Source organism: Mesorhizobium quangtriensis, assembly GCF_040081925.1.
Taxonomy (GTDB): Bacteria; Pseudomonadota; Alphaproteobacteria; order Rhizobiales; family Rhizobiaceae; genus Mesorhizobium_K; species Mesorhizobium_K quangtriensis.
On sequence record NZ_JBEBMF010000004.1, the window covers coordinates 506,445 to 525,158 of the forward strand.

The window sequence follows — 18,714 nt, forward strand, 5'->3', positions numbered from 1 at the left end:
CCATGTCCGATCGCATGTACAATGTCCTGTTCCTCTGCACCGGGAACTCTGCACGCTCCATCCTGGCGGAGGCAATCCTAAAGAAGGATGGTGCAGGCAGATTTCGTTCGTTCTCGGCGGGCAGCCAGCCCAAAGGCCAGGTTCACCCGCTCGCGCTGAAGGTACTCGCTGCCCTCGACTATCCGACAGATGGTTTCCGGTCGAAAGCATGGGACGAGTTTGCGGTACCGGGCGCTCCCGTCATGGACTTCGTTTTTACCGTCTGTGACAACGCAGCGGGCGAAGCCTGTCCAGTATGGCCGGGACAGCCCATGACGGCGCATTGGGGCATTGAAGACCCCGCCGCCGTAGAGGGAACCGACATTGAGAAGGAGCGCGCTTTCAGCCTTGCGGCCCGATACATGAAGAGCCGTATAGACGCTTTCCTGTCCCTGCCGCTGGCGTCGATTGACCGCATGGCGCTGGGAACCAAGCTGCACGGCATAGGAGCGATGGAAGGCACCACGTCCGCCACCCAGAAGGCTGGGTAGTGGGCTTCGATCTTTCGCGTCGGCTGGCTGCTGAAGGCTTGGGAACTGCGCTGCTCGTCGCAACCGTGGTCGGCTCTGGGATCATGGCCGACAAGCTCACAGACGACAGCGCGCTCGCGTTGCTTTGCAATGCGCTAGCCACTGGGGCCGTGCTCACGGTGCTTATCACGGTCCTGGGGCCAGTTTCCGGCGCGCACTTCAACCCTGCGGTATCGCTGGTGATGCGATTGAGACGTGAGCTAAAGCCACGCGATCTTGCAGCCTACGTCGTGGTCCAGATCATGGCTGGTATCTTGGGTACGGTTATTGCTCACACAATGTTCGGCCTTCCGGTGTTCACGTTGTCAGGCGCGGTCAGAACTGGCGAGGCGCAGTGGTTCTCCGAGGTCGTTGCCACATTTGGGCTGGTTGCCATCATCCTTTCAGGTGCACGGTTCGCAAGAGAGGCGTTGCCCTGGCTGGTCGGTCTGTACATCACAGCGGCCTATTGGTTTACCGCCTCAACGTCGTTTGCCAACCCTGCGGTCACGATAGCGCGCTCGTTGACGGACACGTTCTCAGGTATCCAACCGCGTGATGTCCCGGCATTCATCGCCTTCGAGTTGGCCGGTGCTCTGTTGGCTCTCGTGTTCATCGGCTGGCTGCTGCGTCCCCTTAACAGTTCTCCGGTCCGTACGGGGAGCTAGCCTGCTTGGAAGCTCCGGCGTCGTCGTCTCACAACCGCTCCGTACTGGTATCTGCACTAGGCATCACGCAAATCCTCGCCTGGGGTTCCTCGTATTACCTGCCCGCTGTTTTGGCCGGGCCTATTGCGGAGGATACGGGCTGGTCTCTCGCAGCGGTTGTGGCCGGGCTGTCGTGCGGCTTGTTGCTCGCAGGCATCGTGTCACCCACAACGGGTCGCCTGATACAGCGTCATGGTGGGCGACCTGTGTTGGTGGCAAGCTCGCTATTGTTTGCCAGTGCCCTTGCGCTGATGGCGATATCGGAGGACTACCCGATCTACATCCTCGCCTGGCTGCTGATGGGGCTTGGGATGTCGAGCGGCCTCTACGACGCAGGCTTTGCTACGCTGGGGCGTCTCTACGGTCCAGGGGCCAGAAGTGCCATCACAACGCTAACGCTGTTCGGCGGCTTCGCTAGCACGGTTTGCTGGCCGCTTAGCGCCTTTCTGGTCGAGAGCTATGGATGGCGGACAGCCTGTATAGCCTACGCTGCAATTCACCTGCTCATCTGCTTGCCGCTTCACGCTCTGCTTGTTCCTAAGCTCGCGTCCGTAGCCGTCCTGCGCAGCCACGATCCTTCTCCGGTGCGCACAACAGAACCCAGCGTGCGCAATCGCTTCGTGCTGCTCGCAGTCATCTTGACCTTAGCTGCTCTGATTGCATCCACGTTGTCCGTGCATCTGATAGCTGTGCTTGAACTAAGAGGCTTGGACCTGGCCGTTGCTGTAGGCTTGGGTGCTCTCATCGGTCCTTCCCAGGTTGCTGCTCGTGTCGTGGATCTAGTGGTCGGACGCAATCGACACCATCCAATCTGGACGATGCTCGCCTCTGTAGCTCTCCTCGCAACAGGAATTGGATTGCTGATTGTAAGCCTGCCGCTCACTGCTCTGGCGCTAATCCTGTACGGTGCTGGCAACGGCATTCATACGATTGCCAGAGGTGCGCTGCCCCTGATTATCTTCGATCCGAAAGAGTATGCAGCAGTGATGGGAAAGCTGGGTATGCCTAGCCTGCTCATACAGGCTCTCGCGCCATCGCTAGGAGCTATTCTGCTGGCTCACAGTGAGACCAGTATGCTTGCGGTCCTGTTCAGTTTCGCAGTTCTGAACGTTGGGCTCGTTGTAGTGCTAGCTCGTACTCTACGGTAGCCGATTTTCAGTGCTAGATAGCTTTGCGTCTCGTGTACTTGGCACTAGCGGAGCGTGTTTCAACTTGTTCATACCCCAGGCTACCCTCCGAGCTAGATACTGTTCTCTAGCGTCCGCTGAACATGTTTCAACGCGAGCCTCATAATGCACCCTAAAATGTACCTTAAGAGGCGCATCCGCCTGTTTTCGTTGCTTTTATTGACCTCACCCTGGGTAGGTGGTGCCCCTGGCCGGGATCGAACCAGCACTCCTTGCGGAACTCGATTTTGAGTCGAGCGCGTCTACCAATTCCGCCACAGGGGCCAAGCCCTTAGCGAGCCTGAACGGCTTGCCGACTACTTGAGACGCGCTTCGCCGTCAACTGACGAGCAGCGGAACCCCTTAAATTTGTCGATGCCCTAGGCATCCGATGGTGCTGCGGCCTTTGCGCGCAAGCGTGCCCGACAGCGCGAGTTCAGGCCAGTTTGCCATCCCACGGTCATTGTGCGGCGCAAGAATTCTTCCTAGAGGTTCGGCGGCGACCGGCAGGGCCCGCTTTCGAAAGGATCTAACTGGAATCCCGCATGCTTCGAAGGCTTTACGACTGGACGTTGTCGCTGGCCGCCCGCAATTCGGCGGAATATTGGCTGGCCTTCATCGCATTCATCGAGAGCTCCGTCTTCCTGGTTCCCGCCGACGTGCTGTTCGTACCCATGGCGATCGCGCGGCCAGACCGCACCTACCGCTACGCGATCATCGCGACAGTCGCCTCGGTTCTGGGCGGCGTTGCCGGCTGGATGCTCGGGCACTTTGCCTATGAGGCGCTGGCGAAGCCGATCCTGGAATTCTACGGCAAGCTGGACGACTTCGAAGCGCTGATGCCGAGCGGCGGGTCGGTCACGGGATTCATCCTGCTGATGCTGGTTACGTCGGGCCTGGCGCACCTGCCGCCGATCAAGGTGGTGACGATCCTCGCGGGCGTGCTCGGTTTTCCGCTCGGCTGGTTCATCCTGTCGGCGGTGGTGGCGCGCGGCGCCCGCTTCCTGTTCCTGGCGTGGCTGCTGCGCCGCTATGGCGAGCCGATCCGCCTTTTCATCGAAAAGCGCCTCGGCCTGCTTGCGGCAACGGCGGCGGGCGTCCTAATTCTGCTCTACTTGTTCATCCATTACCTGCGCTAGCACGCAGCCTGCGGACACTTTCAATGACATCCATCACAGCACAAACCGGCAAGCCGCACCTCGCCACGGCCATCCTCCTGACCGTCGGCATGGCCGTGGTCGTCGGAAGCGCGCTCGGCTTCGAGCACATCGGCGGCTACATTCCCTGCAAGCTCTGCCTCGAGCAGCGCATCCCCTATTATGTCGGCATTCCGGTCGGGGCTCTTGCAGCGATCTCGGCATCGCTGCGCTGGCCGCCCGTCCTGACCCGACTTCTGCTGCTGGTCGTCGGGCTGTTGATGGCCTGGAGCCTGTTCCTCGCCGTCAAACACTCAGGCGTCGAATGGGGATGGTGGGCTGGCCCTACCGACTGCGGCGCGGTGGCGGCTCCAGCCGACACCGGCGGACAGGGCGTGCTCGACGCCATCGACACCTTCGTGCCGCCGTCCTGCGACAAGGCGGCGCTACGGGTGCTCGGCCTTTCCTTCGCCGGATGGAACGCGGTCGCCAGCCTGATTCTGGCGGCAATAGCGTTTCGCGGGGTCCTGAAGAGAGGCTGAGGCCGCTTACGGCTCCAGTTCGACGTCCCAGTAGAGATAGTCCATCCAGCTTTCGTGCAGATAGTTGGGCGGGAACAGCCGGCCGTTGTTGTGCAGATCGTGCACGGTCGGCTTGTAGGGCTTCTGCAGCGGCCACATCTTGGCCTGCGAAGTCGTCATGCCGCCCTTCCTGAGATTGCAGGGGGAACAGGCCGCGACGACGTTTTCCCATGTCGTGGCGCCGCCGCGATGGCGCGGAACGACATGATCGAAGGTCAAATCCTCGGGCGTGCCGCAATACTGGCACTGGAAGCGGTCGCGAAGGAAGACGTTGAAACGCGTAAAGGCGGGATGGCGCGACGGCTTCACATAGGCCTTCAGGCTGACGACGCTCGGAACCTTCATCGAGAAGCTGGCCGAGGACACCTTGTGCTCGTATTCAGCGACGATGTTGACGCGATCGAGGAACACCGCCTTGATCGCATCCTGCCACGACCAGAGCGAGAGCGGGTAATAGCTGAGCGGCCGGTAGTCCGCGTTCAGCACCAGCGCAGGCAGCCCGTCAGGGGATACCGCGATCGTCACCTGCGATTCCCTCCTTGGACCTCAATGCGATGCGCCGGGATATTGTAAGCAGGAGGTGACAGGAATGTGAAGCGGCCCGCTGGCCGCGGGACGCGGAAAAACGCCGCGAATTCAGCCGTGATCGATGCGTTTATGAAGGCGGAGCGCCCTCCCTTCCTCTGATTTGCCGATAGTAGGCCCAGAAAAGCCGCGACGCTACCCCCCTGTGGGGCGACCATGATTCGGCGATTTCGATGAGCTGTTTCTCACCCGGACGAGGCGCGATTCCAAGGGCATGGCCGACCGCCGACTGCAAGGCGACATCCCGCGCCGGGAAGACATCCGGATGGCCGGCGGCGGTGAGCAGGTAGACTTCCGCCGTCCAGCGACCGATGCCGGAAACCGAAGTGAGCAAGGCAATGGCCTCTTCGGCCTGGAGGTCGCAGACACGGCCGAGATCGAGCCCGTTCATGACCGCCTCGGACAGGGCGAGCAGCGAGCGCTGCTTGGGACGGGACAGGCCAGCCTCGCCAAACAGGCTATCGTCGGCAGAAAGTAGCATTTCGGGCGAAAGCGGGTCGGCAAGCCTGGACAGGCGCGCAAGGATGGCGCCCGCGCTGGCGCGCGAGACCTGCTGGGCGACCACAATCGACACGAGGCTGGCAAAACCGGGATCGATTCGCCGGAGCGGCACGTCGCCGGCTCCCGCGCGCACGACTTCGAGGCGCGGATCGAGGCGGCAAAGAGCGTCGAGGCCGGCGGCAATGTCCTTCAGGGTCGAAATCGGCCGCATCCGCGCTTGCTCGTCACTTGTGAAGTCACCGGCCGAGGGATAGCAATCGGCTGAGGACGGCGACAACCCGAAAACATGCCACCTCCCGGACGCGGTTTCGCACATGACAACGCCAGTTTTCCGCTTTGCGCCAAGCCCGAATGGCGAATTGCATCTCGGCCACGCGCTGTCCGCCCTGCTGAACCGGCAAATGGCCGATGCGGTCGGCGGCAGGATGCTGCTCCGCATCGAGGACATCGACACGACACGCTGCACGCCTGAGTTCGAGGCCGGCATCTACCGCGACCTCGAATGGCTCGGGATCGACTGGGAGAGGCCGGCGCGACGCCAGTCGGAGCATTTCGTCGACTATGCAAAGCTTCTGGACAGGCTGATCGCCGATGACCTTGTCTATCCTGCCTTCATGAGCCGCAGCGAGGCGCGCGCCTGGATCGTTGAACACGGCGAAAGCCGCGACTGGCCGCGCGATCCCGATGGCGCGCCGCTTTATCCGGATGCGGACAAACGGCTGTCTAAGCGCGAACGCAGGCGGCGGATCGCCGAGGGGGCGCCCTTCGCCTGGCGGCTCGACACGGAGAAAGCTTTGGCTGGATTGGCGGGACCACTGTCATGGACGGAGTTTTCCGACCCGCAGTTGGGATCGACACGTAAAGTGGACGCGCAACCGGAATTGTGGGGCGATGTCGTGCTTGCCCGCAAGGACGTGGCGAACAGCTATCACCTTGCCGTGGTTGCAGACGATGCGCTGCAGGGCGTGACCCATGTCGTGCGCGGCGAAGATCTGTTCGCGGCGACCGGCATCCATCGGCTGCTGCAGGAACTGCTCGGTTTCCCGCCGCCCACCTATTTCCATCACTGGCTGGTCACGGACAGGGAAGGAAGAAAACTGTCAAAAAGCGAGCAGGCGACGGGCCTGAATGCATTGCGTGCGGCCGGAGTGACGCCGGAAGAGATCAAGGAAATGGTCGGACGGTAAAGGCCGGCAATTGCGGCAACGGCTCTAAATCTTGGCGATCGCGGCCTTGAGCATCGCCAACATGCTAACCGTGGCGAACGCGCCGCCGAGTCCGTAGGCCATGGCAAGCTTCAGGTCACGCAAATTGATGCCGAAAGAGTTGGCGATCAAAATGGCTGCAAAGAAGCCAATCGTGAACAACACCATGTTGCCGATCGGGCCGAAGCCGTCCTCGCGCATGATCGCGTTCAGCGCGGCGCCGAAGAACATCGCGAGCACGGCGACGGCGGCAATAGCCATCATCAGCCAACCCGTATCGAGATTCCAGATCATGCGCAGCCCCCTTGCCGCCCACGGCAATCCAAACAGGGGTTCCTGTTTCAATCTGGCTCATCATAAGCATCAATCGTTTAGTTTTGCTTGATGAGAAGCCGGGCATTAGACCGACCACACGCCATGACATCCTCGTACCGCCTGATCCCGGCACTCTTCGTCTTCCTGTGGGCCACCGGGTTCATCGGTGCGCGCTATGCCATGCCCTGGGCCGAGCCGTTCGCCTTTCTCGCCGTGCGCTTCGTGCTGGCGTTCGCCATACTCGGTGTAGTGGCGCTTGCGCGGGGGTCGGCAAGGCTGTCGCCGCGCGATATCGGGCTGGCGGTGGTGGCGGGCGTGCTGATGCACGGCATCTATCTCGGCGGCGTGTTCTGGGCGATCCGCAACGGCATGCCGGCTGGGTTGTCCGCCCTGATCGTCGGGTTGCAGCCGCTGATCACCGCCGTGCTCGCCGGGAGCCTGCTCGGCGAAAAAATCCTGCCGCGGCACTGGGCCGGGCTGGCGGCAGGCTTCGTCGGCGTCGCCATTGTCCTTGAACCGAGGCTCGGGGCGATCGGGGCGGGCGTGAACTGGGAGACGCTGATCGCGTCCTTTGTCGCCGTCGCCGCCATGAGCGCCGGGACCGTGTGGCAGAAGCGCTTCCTGACCGGGAGCGACCTGCTGGCCGGAACCTGCTGGCAATATGCGGGCGGCGCGGCGCTGATGATCGCGCTTTCGCTCGCATTCGAAACGGGAGAGTTCGTCCTCACCGGGGAACTCGTCTTCGCCATGGTCTGGGCGGTTCTGGTTCTGTCGATCGGCGCGATCGTCCTTCTGATGGTCATGATCCGCGACGGCGAGATTTCGAAGGTCGGCTCGCTGTTTTATCTCGTGCCGGCGGTGACGGCGCTGATCGCCTGGGTGCTGTTCCGCGAGCAGCTCAACTGGATACAGATCGGCGGCATGGCGCTGACCACTGCAGGCGTGGCACTGGCGACCGCACGGCGAGAACCAGCCGCTGCCGCCTAGAGCCAGTCCGGGACGGAATCGAGGGCGATCAGTTCCTCGTAGGTGCCGCGCGGCCGCACGACATGGAAGCGGTCGCCGTCGACGAGGACTTCGGGAACGAGCAGCCGAGAATTGTAGGTGCCGGACTGCACCGCGCCATAGGCGCCGGCGGTACCGACCGCGATCATGTCGCCGGATTTCAGCCTGGGCAGGTCACGGTCGAGACCGAGGAAATCGCCGGTCTCGCAGACCGGGCCGACCACATCGACCCTGAGACGCGGCGCATCCGCGGGCTGCTCGACCACCGGCCTGATGTCGTGGAAGGCGTCATAAAGCGTGGGGCGGACGAGATCGTTCATAGCCGCATCGACGATGAGGAAATTCCGCGCGTCGCCTTCCTTGGTGTAGATGACCTCGGAGACGAGTATACCGGCGTTGCCGACGATCAGACGGCCAGGCTCGAAGAGCACCTTAACGCCGAGCGGCCCGATGCGCCGGTTGACGATCTCGCCATAGGCGTCGGGCAAGGGTGGCGGGTCGTTGTCGGTGCGGTAGGGGACGCCGAGCCCGCCGCCGAGGTCGACATGGCGGATGTCATGACCATCGGCCTTCAGCGTCGCGACCAGTTCGGCGAGCAGGGCAAAGGCGGAATCGAAGGGCTGGAGGTCGGTGATCTGGCTGCCGATATGCATGTCGATGCCGGAAACCTTGAGGTTCGGCAGTTCGGCGGCGCGGCCGTAGACGGCACGCGCGCGCTCCCACGGAATGCCGAACTTGTCTTCCTTCTTGCCGGTCGAAATTTTCTTGTGGGTTTTGGCATCGACATTCGGGTTGATGCGCAAAGACACGGGCGCAGTCACGCCCAGTCGCATGGCGCGGGCCGACAGCAGTTCCAGTTCCGGTTCGGACTCGACGTTGAAGCAGAGGATGCCCGCGTCGAGCGCGAAATCGATCTCGCGCGCCGTCTTGCCGACACCGGAAAAGACGACCTTGCTTGCCGGGATGCCGGCGGCCAGCGCGCGGCGCAACTCGCCTTCCGACACCACATCCGCGCCAGCGCCGAGCTTTGCCAGCGTGCGGATGACGGCCTGGTTGGAATTGGCCTTCATTGCGTAGCAGACCAGGCTGTCCATGCCCGAAAACGCCTTGGAGAAGACGTGGTAGTGGCGGGTCAGCGTGGCCGTTGAATAGCAGTAGAACGGCGTGCCAACCGCCGCCGCGATCGACGGGATGGACACATCCTCGGCGTGCAGGACGCCGTCACGGTAATGAAAGTGGTTCATGGCCTGTCAGGGACGAAAGAGGTCTAGAGAAGCGGATCGAGAATGAACTTCCTGTCCTCTTCCGGTTTCTCCGGCTCGGGCGGCAGCGGGGCGCCGGTCCTCTCTGCTTCCTTTCGCGCGTCGACCTGTGCCTGATACGGCGTATCGAGGCCCGACTTGCGACCACAGCCGGCAATGACGCTTGCCGCCAAGACAAGGGCGACCACCGCGAAAATCCTGCTGCCGTTCATAGAGCCATCCGTCCGATCAGAAAACCGTCCGCTGCTTGTAGCGAAGTTTTTTTGCCTTTGCATCCGGCAAATCCGGCGTCGCGATCAAAGCTTCGCCAGCCGCTTCTTCCAGGCGCGGACCTGCTTGCGGACCTCGGACGGCGCGGTGCCGCCATAGCTGGTCCGGCTTTTCACCGAGTTCTGCACCGAGAGTACCGAGAACACGTCGGCGGTGATGCCCGGGTGGATCGCTTGCAGGTCGGCGAGATCGAGCTTTTCCAGTCCGATCTTTTTGCTCTCCGCCAGCGCCACGGCGCGCCCGGTGACGTGATGCGCCTCGCGGAAGGGCAGGTTCAGCGTGCGCACCAGCCAGTCAGCGAGGTCGGTGGCCGTCGAGAAGCCTGCGCCGGCCGCGCGCTTCATGGCGGCGGTGTCGATCGTCATGTCGCGCACCATGCCCGTCATCGCCGCCAGCATGAGGTCGAGCGTCTCGGCGGCGTCGAACACCGCTTCCTTGTCTTCCTGCATGTCCTTGGAATAGGTCAGCGGCAGGCCCTTCATGACCGTGAGCAGACCGACCAGATGGCCGTTGATGCGGCCCGTCTTGGCGCGCACCAGTTCGGCCGCGTCCGGGTTCTTCTTCTGCGGCATGATCGAGGAGCCAGTGGAGAAACTGTCCGATAGCCGCACGAAGCCGAACTGCGGCGTCGACCAGATGACGATCTCCTCGGCCAGTCGCGACAGGTGCGTGGCGCAGATCGCGGCGACCGACAGGAACTCGAGCGCATAGTCTCGGTCGGAGACGGAATCCAGCGAGTTGCGGGTCGGCTCGCGGAAGCCGAGCGCTTTTGCCGTCATATGACGGTCGATCGGGAAGCCGGTGCCGGCGAGCGCGGCCGCGCCGAGCGGGCTTTCATTCATGCGCTCGACCGCATCCTTCACCCGCGACAGGTCGCGCGCGAACATCTCCACATAGGCCATGCAGTGATGGCCGAAAGTGACCGGCTGCGCCGCCTGCATGTGGGTGAAGCCGGGCATGACGGACGCTGCGTGCTCTTCCGCGCGTTCGAGGAAAGCCGCGATCAGTCCCTTCAGCGCCTCGGCGACGCGCAGGAATTCGTTCTTCGTCCAGAGCCGGAAGTCGACGGCCACCTGATCGTTGCGCGAGCGCGCCGTATGCAGCCGACCGGCTGCGGGTCCGATCAGCTCGGCCAGCCGCGCTTCCACGTTCATGTGGATGTCCTCCAGCTTTTCGGAGAACGCGAACGTACCGGCCTCGATCTCGCCGAGGATCGTCTTCAGCCCCTTGGCGATCTTCTTCTGGTCCGCCTTGGTGATGATCCCCTGCTCGGCCAGCATCTCGGAATGGGCGATCGAGCCGCGGATATCCTCGGCGAAAAGCTTCCTGTCGAAGGAGATCGAGGCATTGATCGCCTGCATGATCGCCGCCGGACCCGAGGCAAAACGTCCGCCCCACATCTGGTTGCCAGCTATGTTACTGGTCTTGCTGTCGCTCATCGTGATAACCGGGCGCCTGAATTTCGTGGATTGCTTCTATGGCCGAAAAGAAAAGATCGATGTTCCCGCCGTTGCGCCCGATCCTCGTGGCGGGGATCGCGGGCGCGCTTGCCGGCGCGGTGGCGGTATATGCCACGAGCCGCATGGCTGGCAACACGCAGCCGGAGACGCCGGCCGTCGTTGCCGCGGGCGATGCAACCCCCGACGCCTGCGCAGCCAAGGCAGATCGCGCAAAGCAGGTCGCCGAGGCGGCGACCGGCGATGTCGCCGCCATGCTGCCCGCGGACCCGCCGCAGTCGCTGAAGGCGCTGGCCTTCAATGCGCCGGACGGAACGCCGATGACGCTCGCCGACCGGGCAGGAAAGACCGTGCTGCTCAACCTCTGGGCCACATGGTGCGCGCCCTGCCGCGAAGAGATGCCTGCGCTGAATGCGCTCCAGAAGCAGAAGGGCAGCGACACTTTCGAGGTAATTGCCGTCAATGTCGACACCGGCGACGACACCAAGCCGAAGAAGTTCCTCGCCGAAACAAGCATCGATACGCTCGGTTATTATCGCGACAACACGCTCGCGCTGTTCAACGATTTGAAGAAGCGCGGACTGGCGCTCGGCCTGCCGGTCACGCTGCTGGTCGATGACGAAGGCTGCCTGCTCGCCCACATGAACGGCCCGGCGGAGTGGTCGGGGGCGGACGCCGCGAAGCTGATTGCTGCCGCCACCGGCGGCTGAAGTTCTCGCAACGCAGCCCGACCGCATCGACCCGCGCGCTCCGCCGGCAACCATGCCCAACGGCAGGGAGTTCTCAGCCGTTCCGCTATCTGCTGCCTCATCACTGTAAATGCGTCCTCCGCAAGATGCGGTTCGGAGGGTCCGCAATCATGGCGAACCAACGGCCTCCTGTTGGACCAGTCGATCCCGGCGCGGGCGCCGCAGCAGGGACGGTGGGAGATCGTCGCCTTGTCGCAGTCGTGTCGGTTGATGTGGTCGGTTACAGCCGCCTCATGGAACTGGACGAGGCCGGCACCCACGAGGCGCTCCGCGAATTCCGGCTCAATACGGTTGACCCGCTGATCGCGAGCCACCACGGCCGCACCGTCAAATTGACCGGCGACGGCGCGCTGCTCGAATTCCCAAGTTCCGTCGATGCCGTGCGCTGCTCGTTCAGGGTGCAGCAGGCCGCCGCGACATGGAATGCGGAACGGCCCGAGGATCGCTAGATCGTCTCCCGCATCGGCGTCAATGTCGGCGAGGTCATTGTCGAGGACAATGACCTCTACGGAATCGGCGTCATCGTCGCCGCGCGCCTGCAGGCGCTTTGCGATCCGGGCGATGTCTTTGTCTCCGCCGGCGTGGTCGAGCAGGTCGGGAAACGCAGCGGCCTCGGGATCGGGCTGCTGAAGCGATTCCAGGAGGTCACGAACCGAGCCGGGTTCGGCAAGTCCTGGGCGTAACTGTTCGCCAAGGACATCGCAATAGCCGAAGGGCTGCTGGCTAACGGCAAGCTGGCCAAGCGCGGCGCGAACAAGAAGCCAGCGCCGAGAAAGAGAGCGTCCTGAAGCGTAAAGCGGAAGTCTGCTACTACCGCGTCGGCACCGGATGCTCGCCGCGGTAGTCGTAGAAGCCGCGGCCAGTCTTGCGCCCGAGCCAGCCGGCCTCGACATACTTCACCAACAGCGGACAGGGTCGGTACTTGGAATCCGACAGTCCGTCATGCAGGACCTGCATGATCGACAGGCAGGTGTCGAGGCCGATGAAGTCCGCAAGCTGCAGCGGACCCATCGGGTGGTTGGCGCCAAGCTTCATCGCCGTGTCGATGGCTTCGACGCTGCCCACGCCCTCGTAGAGCGTGTAGATGGCCTCGTTGATCATCGGCAGCAGGATGCGGTTGACGATGAAGGCCGGGAAATCCTCCGACACGGTGACGGTCTTGTCGAGCCTTGCTGCATAAACACGTGCGGCCTCGAAGGTCGTGTCGTCGGTGGCGATGCCGCGAACCAGTTCGACGAGCTTCATCACCGGCACCGGGTTCATGAAGTGCACGCCCATGAAGCGCTCCGGCCGGTCTGTCGCCGCGGCAAGCCGCGTGATGGAGATGGACGAGGTATTGGTGGCGAGGATCGCCTGCGGGTTCAGATGCGGGCAGAGCTGTGCGTAGATCTTGCGCTTGACGGCCTCGTCCTCGGTGGCGGCCTCGATCACGAGATCGCACGAAGCCAGCGCGCCAAGCTCGGTTGCTGGCGAGATATGTGACAGCGCGTCCTGGCGCGCCTCCTCGGTCAACTTGCCTGACGACACCATGCGCGCGAGGTTGCCGCTGATCGTGGCCAGTCCCTTTTCCACGCGGTCTGCCGAAATGTCGTAGAGCATGACCTGGTAGCCGGATGCCGCGCTGACCTGCGCGATGCCGCAGCCCATCTGCCCCGCGCCGATGATGCCAACAGTCTCGATCGCCATTTTCCTGATCCCGTGTCGGGCTTGTTCTCGCCCATTTTTGTGCAGCGCACAAACTAAAGGGCCGGGGTGGCTTCGTCCACCCCGGCCCTCATGAATTTAATACAAGCCTGCCGAAAGCGTCAAAGCGCCTTTTCGAGTTCCGGGAGGATGGTGAAGAGGTCGCCGACGAGGCCGTAGTCTGCGACCTGGAAGATCGGGGCTTCCTCGTCCTTGTTGATGGCGACGATGACCTTCGAGTCCTTCATGCCGGCCAGATGCTGGATCGCGCCGGAGATGCCGACCGCAATGTAGAGTTCGGGCGCGACGACCTTGCCGGTCTGCCCGACCTGCCAGTCGTTCGGCGCGTAGCCGGCGTCGACTGCGGCGCGTGACGCGCCAACGGCGGCACCGAGTTTGTCGGCCACGGGCAGGATGACCTCCTGGAACTTTTCCGATGAACCGAGGGCGCGGCCGCCCGAGATGATGATCTTGGCGGAGGTCAACTCCGGACGCTCGGAGGCCGACAACTTGTTCTCCACGAAGGAGGACAGGCCGGGATCGGCAGCGGCGTTGACGGCCTCGACCACGGCCGAACCACCCTCGGCAACAGCCGGGAAGGAGGCCGTGCGCACGGTGATCACCTTCTTGGCGTCGGTGGACTGCACAGTCTGGATGGCGTTGCCGGCATAGATCGGGCGCTTGAACGTGTCGGCAGAGACGACCTCGACGATTTCGGAGATCTGGGCGACGTCGAGCAAGGCGGCGACGCGCGGCATGACGTTCTTGCCCGAGGTCGTGGCCGGCGCGATGATCGTGTCGTAGTTGCCGGCTATGCTGACGATGGTCGCCGCCAGCGGCTCGGCGAGGCGGTTTTCCAGCGCCGGAGCTTCGGCGAGCAGAACCTTGCGCGCACCAGAGAGCTTGGCGGCGGCGTCCGCAGCTGCCTTCGCGCCGTTGCCGGCGACCAGCACGTCGATGTCGGAACCGATCTTTTGTGCAGCCGAAAGCGCCTTGGCCGTCTGGTCCGACAGGCTCTGGTTGTCATGTTCGGCGATGAGGAGAATTGCCATTGTCTTGTTCCCTATCCCTATCGCTTACAGGATGCCGGCGGTCTTGAGGCTCGACACCAGTTCGGCCACGTCCTTGACCTTCACGCCAGCCTTGCGACCGCCCGGCTCTTCGGTCTTCACAACCTTCAGGCGCGGCGACACGTCGGCGCCGAAGTCGGCAGCCGTCTTCTCGTCCAGCGGCTTCTTCTTCGCCTTCATGATGTTGGGCAGCGAGGCATAGCGCGGCTGGTTGAGGCGCAAATCCGTCGTCACGATCGCCGGCAGCTTCACCTCGACCACCTGCAGGCCGCCGTCGACCTCGCGCGTCACCTTGGCCTTGTCGCCCTCGATCTCGACCTTGGAGGCGAACGTCGCCTGGCTCCAGCCGAGCAGCGCCGAAAGCATCTGACCGGTCTGGTTGGCGTCGTCGTCAATGGCCTGCTTGCCGAGGATGACGAGGCCCGGCTTCTCCGCCTCGACGACACCCTTCAGCACCTTGGCGACGCCAAGCGGCTCCACCAGATCGTCGACCTTCACCAGGATGGCGCGGTCCGCGCCCATCGCAAGCGCCGTCCTCAGCGTCTCGGCGGCCTGCGCCGGACCGATCGACACCACAACGATCTCGTCTGCCTTGCCGGCTTCCTTCAGCCGGATCGCTTCCTCGACCCCGATCTCGTCGAACGGGTTCATCGACATCTTAACATTCGCAAGCTCGACGCCCGAACCGTCCGCCTTGACGCGGATCTTGACGTTGTAGTCGACAACCCGCTTGACCGGGACCAGAACCTTCATTGCTTGATGCCTCTCCGTAGGTTTGTGGCGCGTGTAGCAGCGCCGCGTCCGGCTCGGTTGTCGCTAGCCGACATTCCTGGCGCTAAAATAGACTTTTGTTGCGGTTTCCGGGCTTTACCGGCCCAAAATCGCGCGGACCCTAGTTTGGGCGGCTGCGGGCGTCAATATCGTGGAATGCGTCAAATCGGTTCAGTTCGGACAGATGCTACTGCCGTCCCCAGCGTGGCGACGGTTCGGCCTCCACGGGGCGCACCGCGCTCGGCTGTTTCACCACCACGGCATGCGGCGTGACGATCTCGCGGTCGAAGAGCGGCACGTCGCGGCTGCGCAGGATGACGACAAGGATCGCGCCCGCGATGATGCCGCCGACATGGCAGGCCCAGGATATCTGCTCCTCGCCTGCGATCCCGAACATGGCAAACTGGAACAGGATCCACATGACGAGCGCGATATAGGCCGGAATGCGCAGCGGAATGCGGGCGAAAGCCAGGATCCAGATTTTCACGCGCGGATGCAGGATCAGGTAGGCGGTCACGACGCCGGCAATGGCCCCGGACGCGCCAATCAAAGGCACCTGCGAGTCCGGCGCCACAAGCCCATGCAGCAGAGCGCCGGCGATCGCGCAGAGAAGATAGAAGATCAGGAACTTCACATGACCGAGCGCGTCCTCGACATTGTCGCCGAAGACCCACAGGAACAGCATGTTGCCGCCAAGGTGGAAGATGTCGCCGTGCAGAAAGGCGTAGGAGATGTATGTCAGGTCTTCCGGGACGAGTTCCAGGTCGGGAGGCAGGTCGACGGTGTCGAATACCACCGACGGGATGTAGCCTAGGCCATAGACGGTGGCGATCTGCGCCTGTTCGGAACTGAAGGACGTCAGGAAATAGATGATGACGTTGGCGAGGATCAGCCCGATGGTGACGTATTGAAGCCGGATGCGCTTGAGGCTGTTGGCGTCGTGGAGCGGAATGAACATCCTGTCGCGGCCTGCCCCTCATCGAATCCTAGCGATTCTTGCCGGGAACCCATAGCACGTCGGCGTTTCCGTTGTCATTGACCACGCGGCCGGCGACGAACAGCAAGTCGGACACCCGGTTGATGTAGCGGACGCCTTCGGGATTCACATGCTCGCCCTTGACCTGGGCAAGCGCCACCATGGCGCGCTCGGCGCGGCGCGCCACTGTTCGCGCCAGATGCAGCGCGGCGGAGGCCGGCGAGCCCCCCGGAAGGACAAAGGAACGCAAAGGCTGCAAATCCTTGTTCAATGCGTCGATGTCAGTTTCGACGCGCGCCGTCTGCGCAGCGATGATGCGCAACGGCTCGTAGTCCAGCTTCTTGCCGGTGTCGGGCGTGCTGAGGTCCGCGCCAAGGTCGAACAGATCGTTCTGGATGCGGCCGAGCATGGCGTCGAGGTCGGGATGCGACTGCGCCGTATGCAGGCGGGCCAACCCGATGCAGGAATTGGCCTCGTCCACCGTGCCGTAGGCCTCTACCCGGAGGTCCGATTTCAGCCGCCGCTCGCCGCTGCCGAGGCCTGTTGTGCCGTCGTCGCCGGTTCGGGTGTAGATCTTGTTCAGCTTGACCATGCGGCTCAGAACCGGCCGGCCGCGTAGGCGCCGAGCAGGATCAGCACCAGCGCGATGAACTGCAGAAGCACGCGCATCTGCATCAGCTTGTTAGATGTGTTGCCCGAGCCGCCGCGCAGCATGTTGGCAAGGCCACGGATAAGCACGACCACCACGGCGAACATCACGACGAGCGCGAGAATGTTGAAGACGGTTGACATAGACTGTTCCTAAGATCGCGCCGCCAGAATGCGATAGACCATCGCTGCCGGCAGGATGCGCTTCATGGCTGCTCCGATTCTTGCCGGCCACGTCACCACATAATGCGGCCGGGGCCTCGAGGAAAGGAGGGCGTGACGCAATGCCTTGTGGACCACCTCAGGGCCTGGCTTCAGGCTGGACGTGCTGCCGCCGGCCTTGAGCCGGTCGAGTTGCGCCTGATAAGCCTCCCTGTGGGACGAATTGGCATAGTCAACGTTCTTCAGGAACCAGCCGAGCGCATTAGTTGCGATCCTGGACTTCACCGGCCCCGGCTCGATCAGCGAGACGTGAATGTCCGTGTCGAGCAGTTCGGACCGGAGGCAGAGCATCAGACCCTCCAGCGCGTATTTGGACGCCGCATAGGCACCGCGAAACCGGAAGGGCGCCAGCCCCAGGATTGAAGAGCAATGGACTATGCGGCCGTGCCCCTGGGCGCGCATGACGGGCAGGACGCGCCTCGTCAGGTCATGCCAGCCGAAGAAATTCGCCTCGAACTGTTCTCGCAGGGCGTCGACGGAGATGTCTTCCACCGCTCCTGGCTGCGAATAGGCGCCGTTGTTGAAGAGGGCGTCGAGCCGGCCACCGGTTCGCGCCAACACCTCGTCGACAAGCCGGGCAATCGAGTCGACTTCACGGTAGTCGAGATAGAAAGCCTCGATCCCGTCCGCCTCCAGCACCGCGATGTCTTCCGGCTTCCTTGCCGTGGCGAAAACGCGCCAGCCCTCGGCTTTCAGGGCGCGGGCGCAGTGGGCGCCGATGCCAGACGATGCTCCCGTCACGATGATCGTGCGCAACGCGCTCATTGAACTGCCACTGTCCCGAGCTTGCCATTTTCGCAAATCCCTTCCCATATTCGCCGGCAAGTGACAATGACGCGCGAAAGGCCACGGGAGCATTGGCGTTGACGATTCGAGTCCTGGTGGAAGCCGCCTGAATGATGCGCAGGATCGTTGCCCTGAAGCGTATCCTCTACGATGCGCTCGGCCACTTCAACGACGATGACGGCTGGTCAATGGCGTCGCATCTGGCGATCAGCGCGCTGATGGCGCTGTTCCCGTTCCTCATCTTCGCAACGACACTGGCAAGTTTCCTCGGCGCGGACACCTTTGCCGAGGACATCGTCCATATCGTGTTCGATACGTGGCCGGAGCAGATCGCAGAGCCCATCTCGCAGGAAGTCGTCAACGTACTGACGGTCCCGCGCAGCGACCTCCTCACTTACGGTGTCGTGTTGGCGGCATTCTTCGCTTCCAACGGCATCGAGGCAGTGCGTACCTCGCTGAACCGAGCCTACAGGGTTTTGGAGACCCGATCCTTCATCCGCCGGCGCATCCAGAGCCTCGCCTTCGTGTTCATCGCGACCGTCGGATGCGTGGTCATCAGCGTGCTCCTGGTCTTCGCGCCGCTGATCGTACGGCTGCTCGTGGCGAGGTTCGAATGGCTAGAACCCTACCTCGGCACGATCACCATATGGCGCTTTGGAGTCGCCTCGCTGGTCATCGTGCTCGGGCTGTTCGCGGTCCACATCTGGCTGCCGGCCGGGCGGCGGCGTTTCGTTGATATCCTGCCCGGGATAATTTTCACACTGGTCGGCTGGCTCGTCGGCTCTTCCGTCTTCGCGACGTACCTCGACAATTTCTCGTCCTATGTGACGACCTATGCAGGGCTGGCGTCGATCATGGTCGCGATCGTCTTCCTCTACATCATCTCGATGATCTTCATCCTCGGTGGCGAACTGAACGCGGCGATTAGCCGGTATTTCGAGGCCAGGGCCCGGGTGCCGGGCTGACGGACAAGGGCCCCTCGCCAGTCTCTGACCCCCGTTCATTCCCAGAAACAATGGTCTGGAGCACGATCACGATTTGGCGACTGCCTCGCCTTTGCCGCGATTGGTG

The 18,714-nt window shown here is 63.0% G+C and carries 23 protein-coding genes and 1 tRNA gene; 10 read left to right on the forward strand and 14 right to left on the reverse strand.

Translation table 11 applies throughout. The annotated features are described in order from the left end of the window. Window positions 1-2: 2 nt before the first annotated feature. Genes ABMA32_RS21955 through ABMA32_RS21965 form a run of 3 tightly spaced genes read left to right on the forward strand, consistent with a single transcriptional unit; the run spans window position 3 to window position 2,403 of the window. The gene (locus ABMA32_RS21955) at window positions 3-530 is read left to right on the forward strand and encodes an arsenate reductase ArsC (protein WP_349015861.1); all 528 of its coding nucleotides are present in this window, start codon (window positions 3-5) and stop codon (window positions 528-530) included. Continuing rightward, entirely contained in the window at window positions 530-1,216 is a 687-nt protein-coding gene (locus ABMA32_RS21960) for an aquaporin (RefSeq protein WP_349015862.1), read from the forward strand. Before ABMA32_RS21955 ends, ABMA32_RS21960 begins: the two co-directional genes overlap by 1 nt. Before the next feature lie 5 nt (window positions 1,217-1,221). After that, a complete protein-coding gene (locus ABMA32_RS21965) occupies window positions 1,222-2,403 on the forward strand; it encodes an MFS transporter (RefSeq protein ID WP_349015863.1) in 1,182 nt (393 codons plus the stop codon). Between the two features lie 218 nt (window positions 2,404-2,621). Here the strand turns inward: ABMA32_RS21965 and ABMA32_RS21970 are convergent. Further along, window positions 2,622-2,706 (reverse strand) — tRNA-Leu (locus ABMA32_RS21970). Window positions 2,707-2,966: 260 nt separating this feature from the next. Here ABMA32_RS21970 and ABMA32_RS21975 point away from each other — a divergent pair. After that, window positions 2,967-3,560, forward strand: a complete 594-nt coding sequence (locus ABMA32_RS21975; RefSeq protein ID WP_349015864.1) for a YqaA family protein — start codon at window positions 2,967-2,969, stop codon at window positions 3,558-3,560. A 23-nt stretch (window positions 3,561-3,583) separates the two neighbouring features. After that, window positions 3,584-4,099, forward strand: coding sequence for a disulfide bond formation protein B (locus tag ABMA32_RS21980; RefSeq protein ID WP_349015865.1), 516 nt, complete (start codon window positions 3,584-3,586; stop codon window positions 4,097-4,099). 6 nt (window positions 4,100-4,105) lie between these two features. Here ABMA32_RS21980 and ABMA32_RS21985 read toward each other — a convergent pair whose 3' ends face one another. Next, the gene (locus ABMA32_RS21985; RefSeq protein WP_349015866.1) at window positions 4,106-4,663 is read right to left on the reverse strand and encodes an HNH endonuclease; all 558 of its coding nucleotides are present in this window, start codon (window positions 4,661-4,663) and stop codon (window positions 4,106-4,108) included. Window positions 4,664-4,793: 130 nt separating this feature from the next. After that, complete coding sequence (locus ABMA32_RS21990) at window positions 4,794-5,435, reverse strand: DNA-3-methyladenine glycosylase family protein (RefSeq protein WP_349015867.1); 642 nt, start codon at window positions 5,433-5,435, stop codon at window positions 4,794-4,796. A gap of 103 nt (window positions 5,436-5,538) precedes the next feature. Here ABMA32_RS21990 and gluQRS point away from each other — a divergent pair, with 103 nt between their 5' ends. Then, window positions 5,539-6,411, forward strand: coding sequence for a tRNA glutamyl-Q(34) synthetase GluQRS (gene gluQRS, locus ABMA32_RS21995; RefSeq protein WP_349015868.1), 873 nt, complete (start codon window positions 5,539-5,541; stop codon window positions 6,409-6,411). A gap of 24 nt (window positions 6,412-6,435) precedes the next feature. Here gluQRS and ABMA32_RS22000 read toward each other — a convergent pair whose 3' ends face one another. Beyond that, a complete protein-coding gene (locus ABMA32_RS22000; protein ID WP_349015869.1) occupies window positions 6,436-6,774 on the reverse strand; it encodes a hypothetical protein in 339 nt (112 codons plus the stop codon). Between the two features lie 72 nt (window positions 6,775-6,846). Here ABMA32_RS22000 and ABMA32_RS22005 point away from each other — a divergent pair, with 72 nt between their 5' ends. Beyond that, complete coding sequence (locus ABMA32_RS22005) at window positions 6,847-7,731, forward strand: DMT family transporter (RefSeq protein ID WP_349015870.1); 885 nt, start codon at window positions 6,847-6,849, stop codon at window positions 7,729-7,731. Here ABMA32_RS22005 and lysA read toward each other — a convergent pair. The 3 genes from lysA to argH form a co-directional block, all read right to left on the reverse strand. After that, complete coding sequence (gene lysA / locus ABMA32_RS22010; RefSeq protein WP_349015871.1) at window positions 7,728-8,993, reverse strand: diaminopimelate decarboxylase; 1,266 nt, start codon at window positions 8,991-8,993, stop codon at window positions 7,728-7,730. The genes ABMA32_RS22005 and lysA overlap by 4 nt on opposite strands. A 23-nt stretch (window positions 8,994-9,016) precedes the next feature. Continuing rightward, window positions 9,017-9,223, reverse strand: coding sequence for a lipoprotein (locus ABMA32_RS22015; RefSeq protein ID WP_349015872.1), 207 nt, complete (start codon window positions 9,221-9,223; stop codon window positions 9,017-9,019). Between the two features lie 84 nt (window positions 9,224-9,307). After that, on the reverse strand, window positions 9,308-10,720 hold the full coding sequence (argH, locus tag ABMA32_RS22020) for an argininosuccinate lyase (protein WP_349015873.1): 1,413 nt from the start codon (window positions 10,718-10,720) through the stop codon (window positions 9,308-9,310). Between the two features lie 38 nt (window positions 10,721-10,758). Here argH and tlpA point away from each other — a divergent pair, with 38 nt between their 5' ends. Further along, window positions 10,759-11,448, forward strand: a complete 690-nt coding sequence (gene tlpA, locus ABMA32_RS22025) for a thiol:disulfide interchange protein TlpA (RefSeq protein ID WP_349015874.1) — start codon at window positions 10,759-10,761, stop codon at window positions 11,446-11,448. 149 nt (window positions 11,449-11,597) lie between these two features. Then, complete coding sequence (locus tag ABMA32_RS22030; protein ID WP_349015875.1) at window positions 11,598-11,936, forward strand: nucleotidyl cyclase domain-containing protein; 339 nt, start codon at window positions 11,598-11,600, stop codon at window positions 11,934-11,936. A gap of 361 nt (window positions 11,937-12,297) precedes the next feature. Here the strand turns inward: ABMA32_RS22030 and ABMA32_RS22035 are convergent, their stop codons facing one another. The 7 genes from ABMA32_RS22035 to ABMA32_RS22065 all read right to left on the reverse strand — a co-directional run bounded on the left by ABMA32_RS22035 (window position 12,298) and on the right by ABMA32_RS22065 (window position 17,622). Further along, a complete protein-coding gene (locus tag ABMA32_RS22035) occupies window positions 12,298-13,173 on the reverse strand; it encodes a 3-hydroxybutyryl-CoA dehydrogenase (RefSeq protein ID WP_349015876.1) in 876 nt (291 codons plus the stop codon). A 119-nt stretch (window positions 13,174-13,292) separates the two neighbouring features. Next, window positions 13,293-14,222 carry an electron transfer flavoprotein subunit alpha/FixB family protein gene (locus ABMA32_RS22040; RefSeq protein WP_349015877.1) on the reverse strand — a complete coding sequence of 310 codons (930 nt, stop codon included), beginning with the start codon at window positions 14,220-14,222 and terminating at the stop codon, window positions 13,293-13,295. A 24-nt stretch (window positions 14,223-14,246) separates the two neighbouring features. After that, window positions 14,247-14,993: an electron transfer flavoprotein subunit beta/FixA family protein gene (locus ABMA32_RS22045; protein WP_349015878.1), complete on the reverse strand. Its 747-nt coding sequence runs from the start codon at window positions 14,991-14,993 to the stop codon at window positions 14,247-14,249. Window positions 14,994-15,198: 205 nt separating this feature from the next. Further along, window positions 15,199-15,969 (reverse strand): rhomboid family intramembrane serine protease, encoded by a 771-nt coding sequence (locus ABMA32_RS22050; RefSeq protein WP_349015879.1) that lies wholly within the window; start codon window positions 15,967-15,969, stop codon window positions 15,199-15,201. A gap of 28 nt (window positions 15,970-15,997) precedes the next feature. After that, window positions 15,998-16,579: a cob(I)yrinic acid a,c-diamide adenosyltransferase gene (locus ABMA32_RS22055; protein ID WP_349015880.1), complete on the reverse strand. Its 582-nt coding sequence runs from the start codon at window positions 16,577-16,579 to the stop codon at window positions 15,998-16,000. Window positions 16,580-16,584: 5 nt separating this feature from the next. Then, a complete protein-coding gene (locus ABMA32_RS22060; protein WP_292765514.1) occupies window positions 16,585-16,779 on the reverse strand; it encodes a twin transmembrane helix small protein in 195 nt (64 codons plus the stop codon). Between the two features lie 9 nt (window positions 16,780-16,788). Further along, window positions 16,789-17,622 carry an SDR family oxidoreductase gene (locus ABMA32_RS22065; protein ID WP_349015881.1) on the reverse strand — a complete coding sequence of 278 codons (834 nt, stop codon included), beginning with the start codon at window positions 17,620-17,622 and terminating at the stop codon, window positions 16,789-16,791. A 131-nt stretch (window positions 17,623-17,753) separates the two neighbouring features. On the opposite strand from ABMA32_RS22065, the gene ABMA32_RS22070 reads away from it, so the two are divergent. Beyond that, window positions 17,754-18,608, forward strand: a complete 855-nt coding sequence (locus ABMA32_RS22070) for a YihY/virulence factor BrkB family protein (protein WP_349015882.1) — start codon at window positions 17,754-17,756, stop codon at window positions 18,606-18,608. Window positions 18,609-18,714: the final 106 nt, after the last annotated feature.

What these genes read in the sequence shown, in the direction of transcription:
- argH (WP_349015873.1), bottom strand. Translation starts at nt 10,720, where the DNA reads ATGAGCGACAGCAAGACCAGTAACATAGCTGGCAACCAGATGTGGGGC.
- ABMA32_RS22005 (WP_349015870.1), top strand. Translation starts at nt 6,847, where the DNA reads ATGACATCCTCGTACCGCCTGATCCCGGCACTCTTCGTCTTCCTGTGG.
- ABMA32_RS21955 (WP_349015861.1), top strand. Translation starts at nt 3, where the DNA reads ATGTCCGATCGCATGTACAATGTCCTGTTCCTCTGCACCGGGAACTCT.
- ABMA32_RS21990 (WP_349015867.1), bottom strand. Translation starts at nt 5,435, where the DNA reads ATGCGGCCGATTTCGACCCTGAAGGACATTGCCGCCGGCCTCGACGCT.
- ABMA32_RS22045 (WP_349015878.1), bottom strand. Translation starts at nt 14,993, where the DNA reads ATGAAGGTTCTGGTCCCGGTCAAGCGGGTTGTCGACTACAACGTCAAG.
- ABMA32_RS22030 (WP_349015875.1), top strand. Translation starts at nt 11,598, where the DNA reads ATGGCGAACCAACGGCCTCCTGTTGGACCAGTCGATCCCGGCGCGGGC.
- tlpA (WP_349015874.1), top strand. Translation starts at nt 10,759, where the DNA reads ATGGCCGAAAAGAAAAGATCGATGTTCCCGCCGTTGCGCCCGATCCTC.
- ABMA32_RS22035 (WP_349015876.1), bottom strand. Translation starts at nt 13,173, where the DNA reads ATGGCGATCGAGACTGTTGGCATCATCGGCGCGGGGCAGATGGGCTGC.
- ABMA32_RS22040 (WP_349015877.1), bottom strand. Translation starts at nt 14,222, where the DNA reads ATGGCAATTCTCCTCATCGCCGAACATGACAACCAGAGCCTGTCGGAC.
- ABMA32_RS22065 (WP_349015881.1), bottom strand. Translation starts at nt 17,622, where the DNA reads ATGAGCGCGTTGCGCACGATCATCGTGACGGGAGCATCGTCTGGCATC.
- ABMA32_RS22060 (WP_292765514.1), bottom strand. Translation starts at nt 16,779, where the DNA reads ATGTCAACCGTCTTCAACATTCTCGCGCTCGTCGTGATGTTCGCCGTG.
- ABMA32_RS22050 (WP_349015879.1), bottom strand. Translation starts at nt 15,969, where the DNA reads ATGTTCATTCCGCTCCACGACGCCAACAGCCTCAAGCGCATCCGGCTT.
- ABMA32_RS21975 (WP_349015864.1), top strand. Translation starts at nt 2,967, where the DNA reads ATGCTTCGAAGGCTTTACGACTGGACGTTGTCGCTGGCCGCCCGCAAT.
- ABMA32_RS21980 (WP_349015865.1), top strand. Translation starts at nt 3,584, where the DNA reads ATGACATCCATCACAGCACAAACCGGCAAGCCGCACCTCGCCACGGCC.
- lysA (WP_349015871.1), bottom strand. Translation starts at nt 8,993, where the DNA reads ATGAACCACTTTCATTACCGTGACGGCGTCCTGCACGCCGAGGATGTG.
- gluQRS (WP_349015868.1), top strand. Translation starts at nt 5,539, where the DNA reads ATGACAACGCCAGTTTTCCGCTTTGCGCCAAGCCCGAATGGCGAATTG.
- ABMA32_RS22070 (WP_349015882.1), top strand. Translation starts at nt 17,754, where the DNA reads ATGATGCGCAGGATCGTTGCCCTGAAGCGTATCCTCTACGATGCGCTC.
- ABMA32_RS22015 (WP_349015872.1), bottom strand. Translation starts at nt 9,223, where the DNA reads ATGAACGGCAGCAGGATTTTCGCGGTGGTCGCCCTTGTCTTGGCGGCA.
- ABMA32_RS22055 (WP_349015880.1), bottom strand. Translation starts at nt 16,579, where the DNA reads ATGGTCAAGCTGAACAAGATCTACACCCGAACCGGCGACGACGGCACA.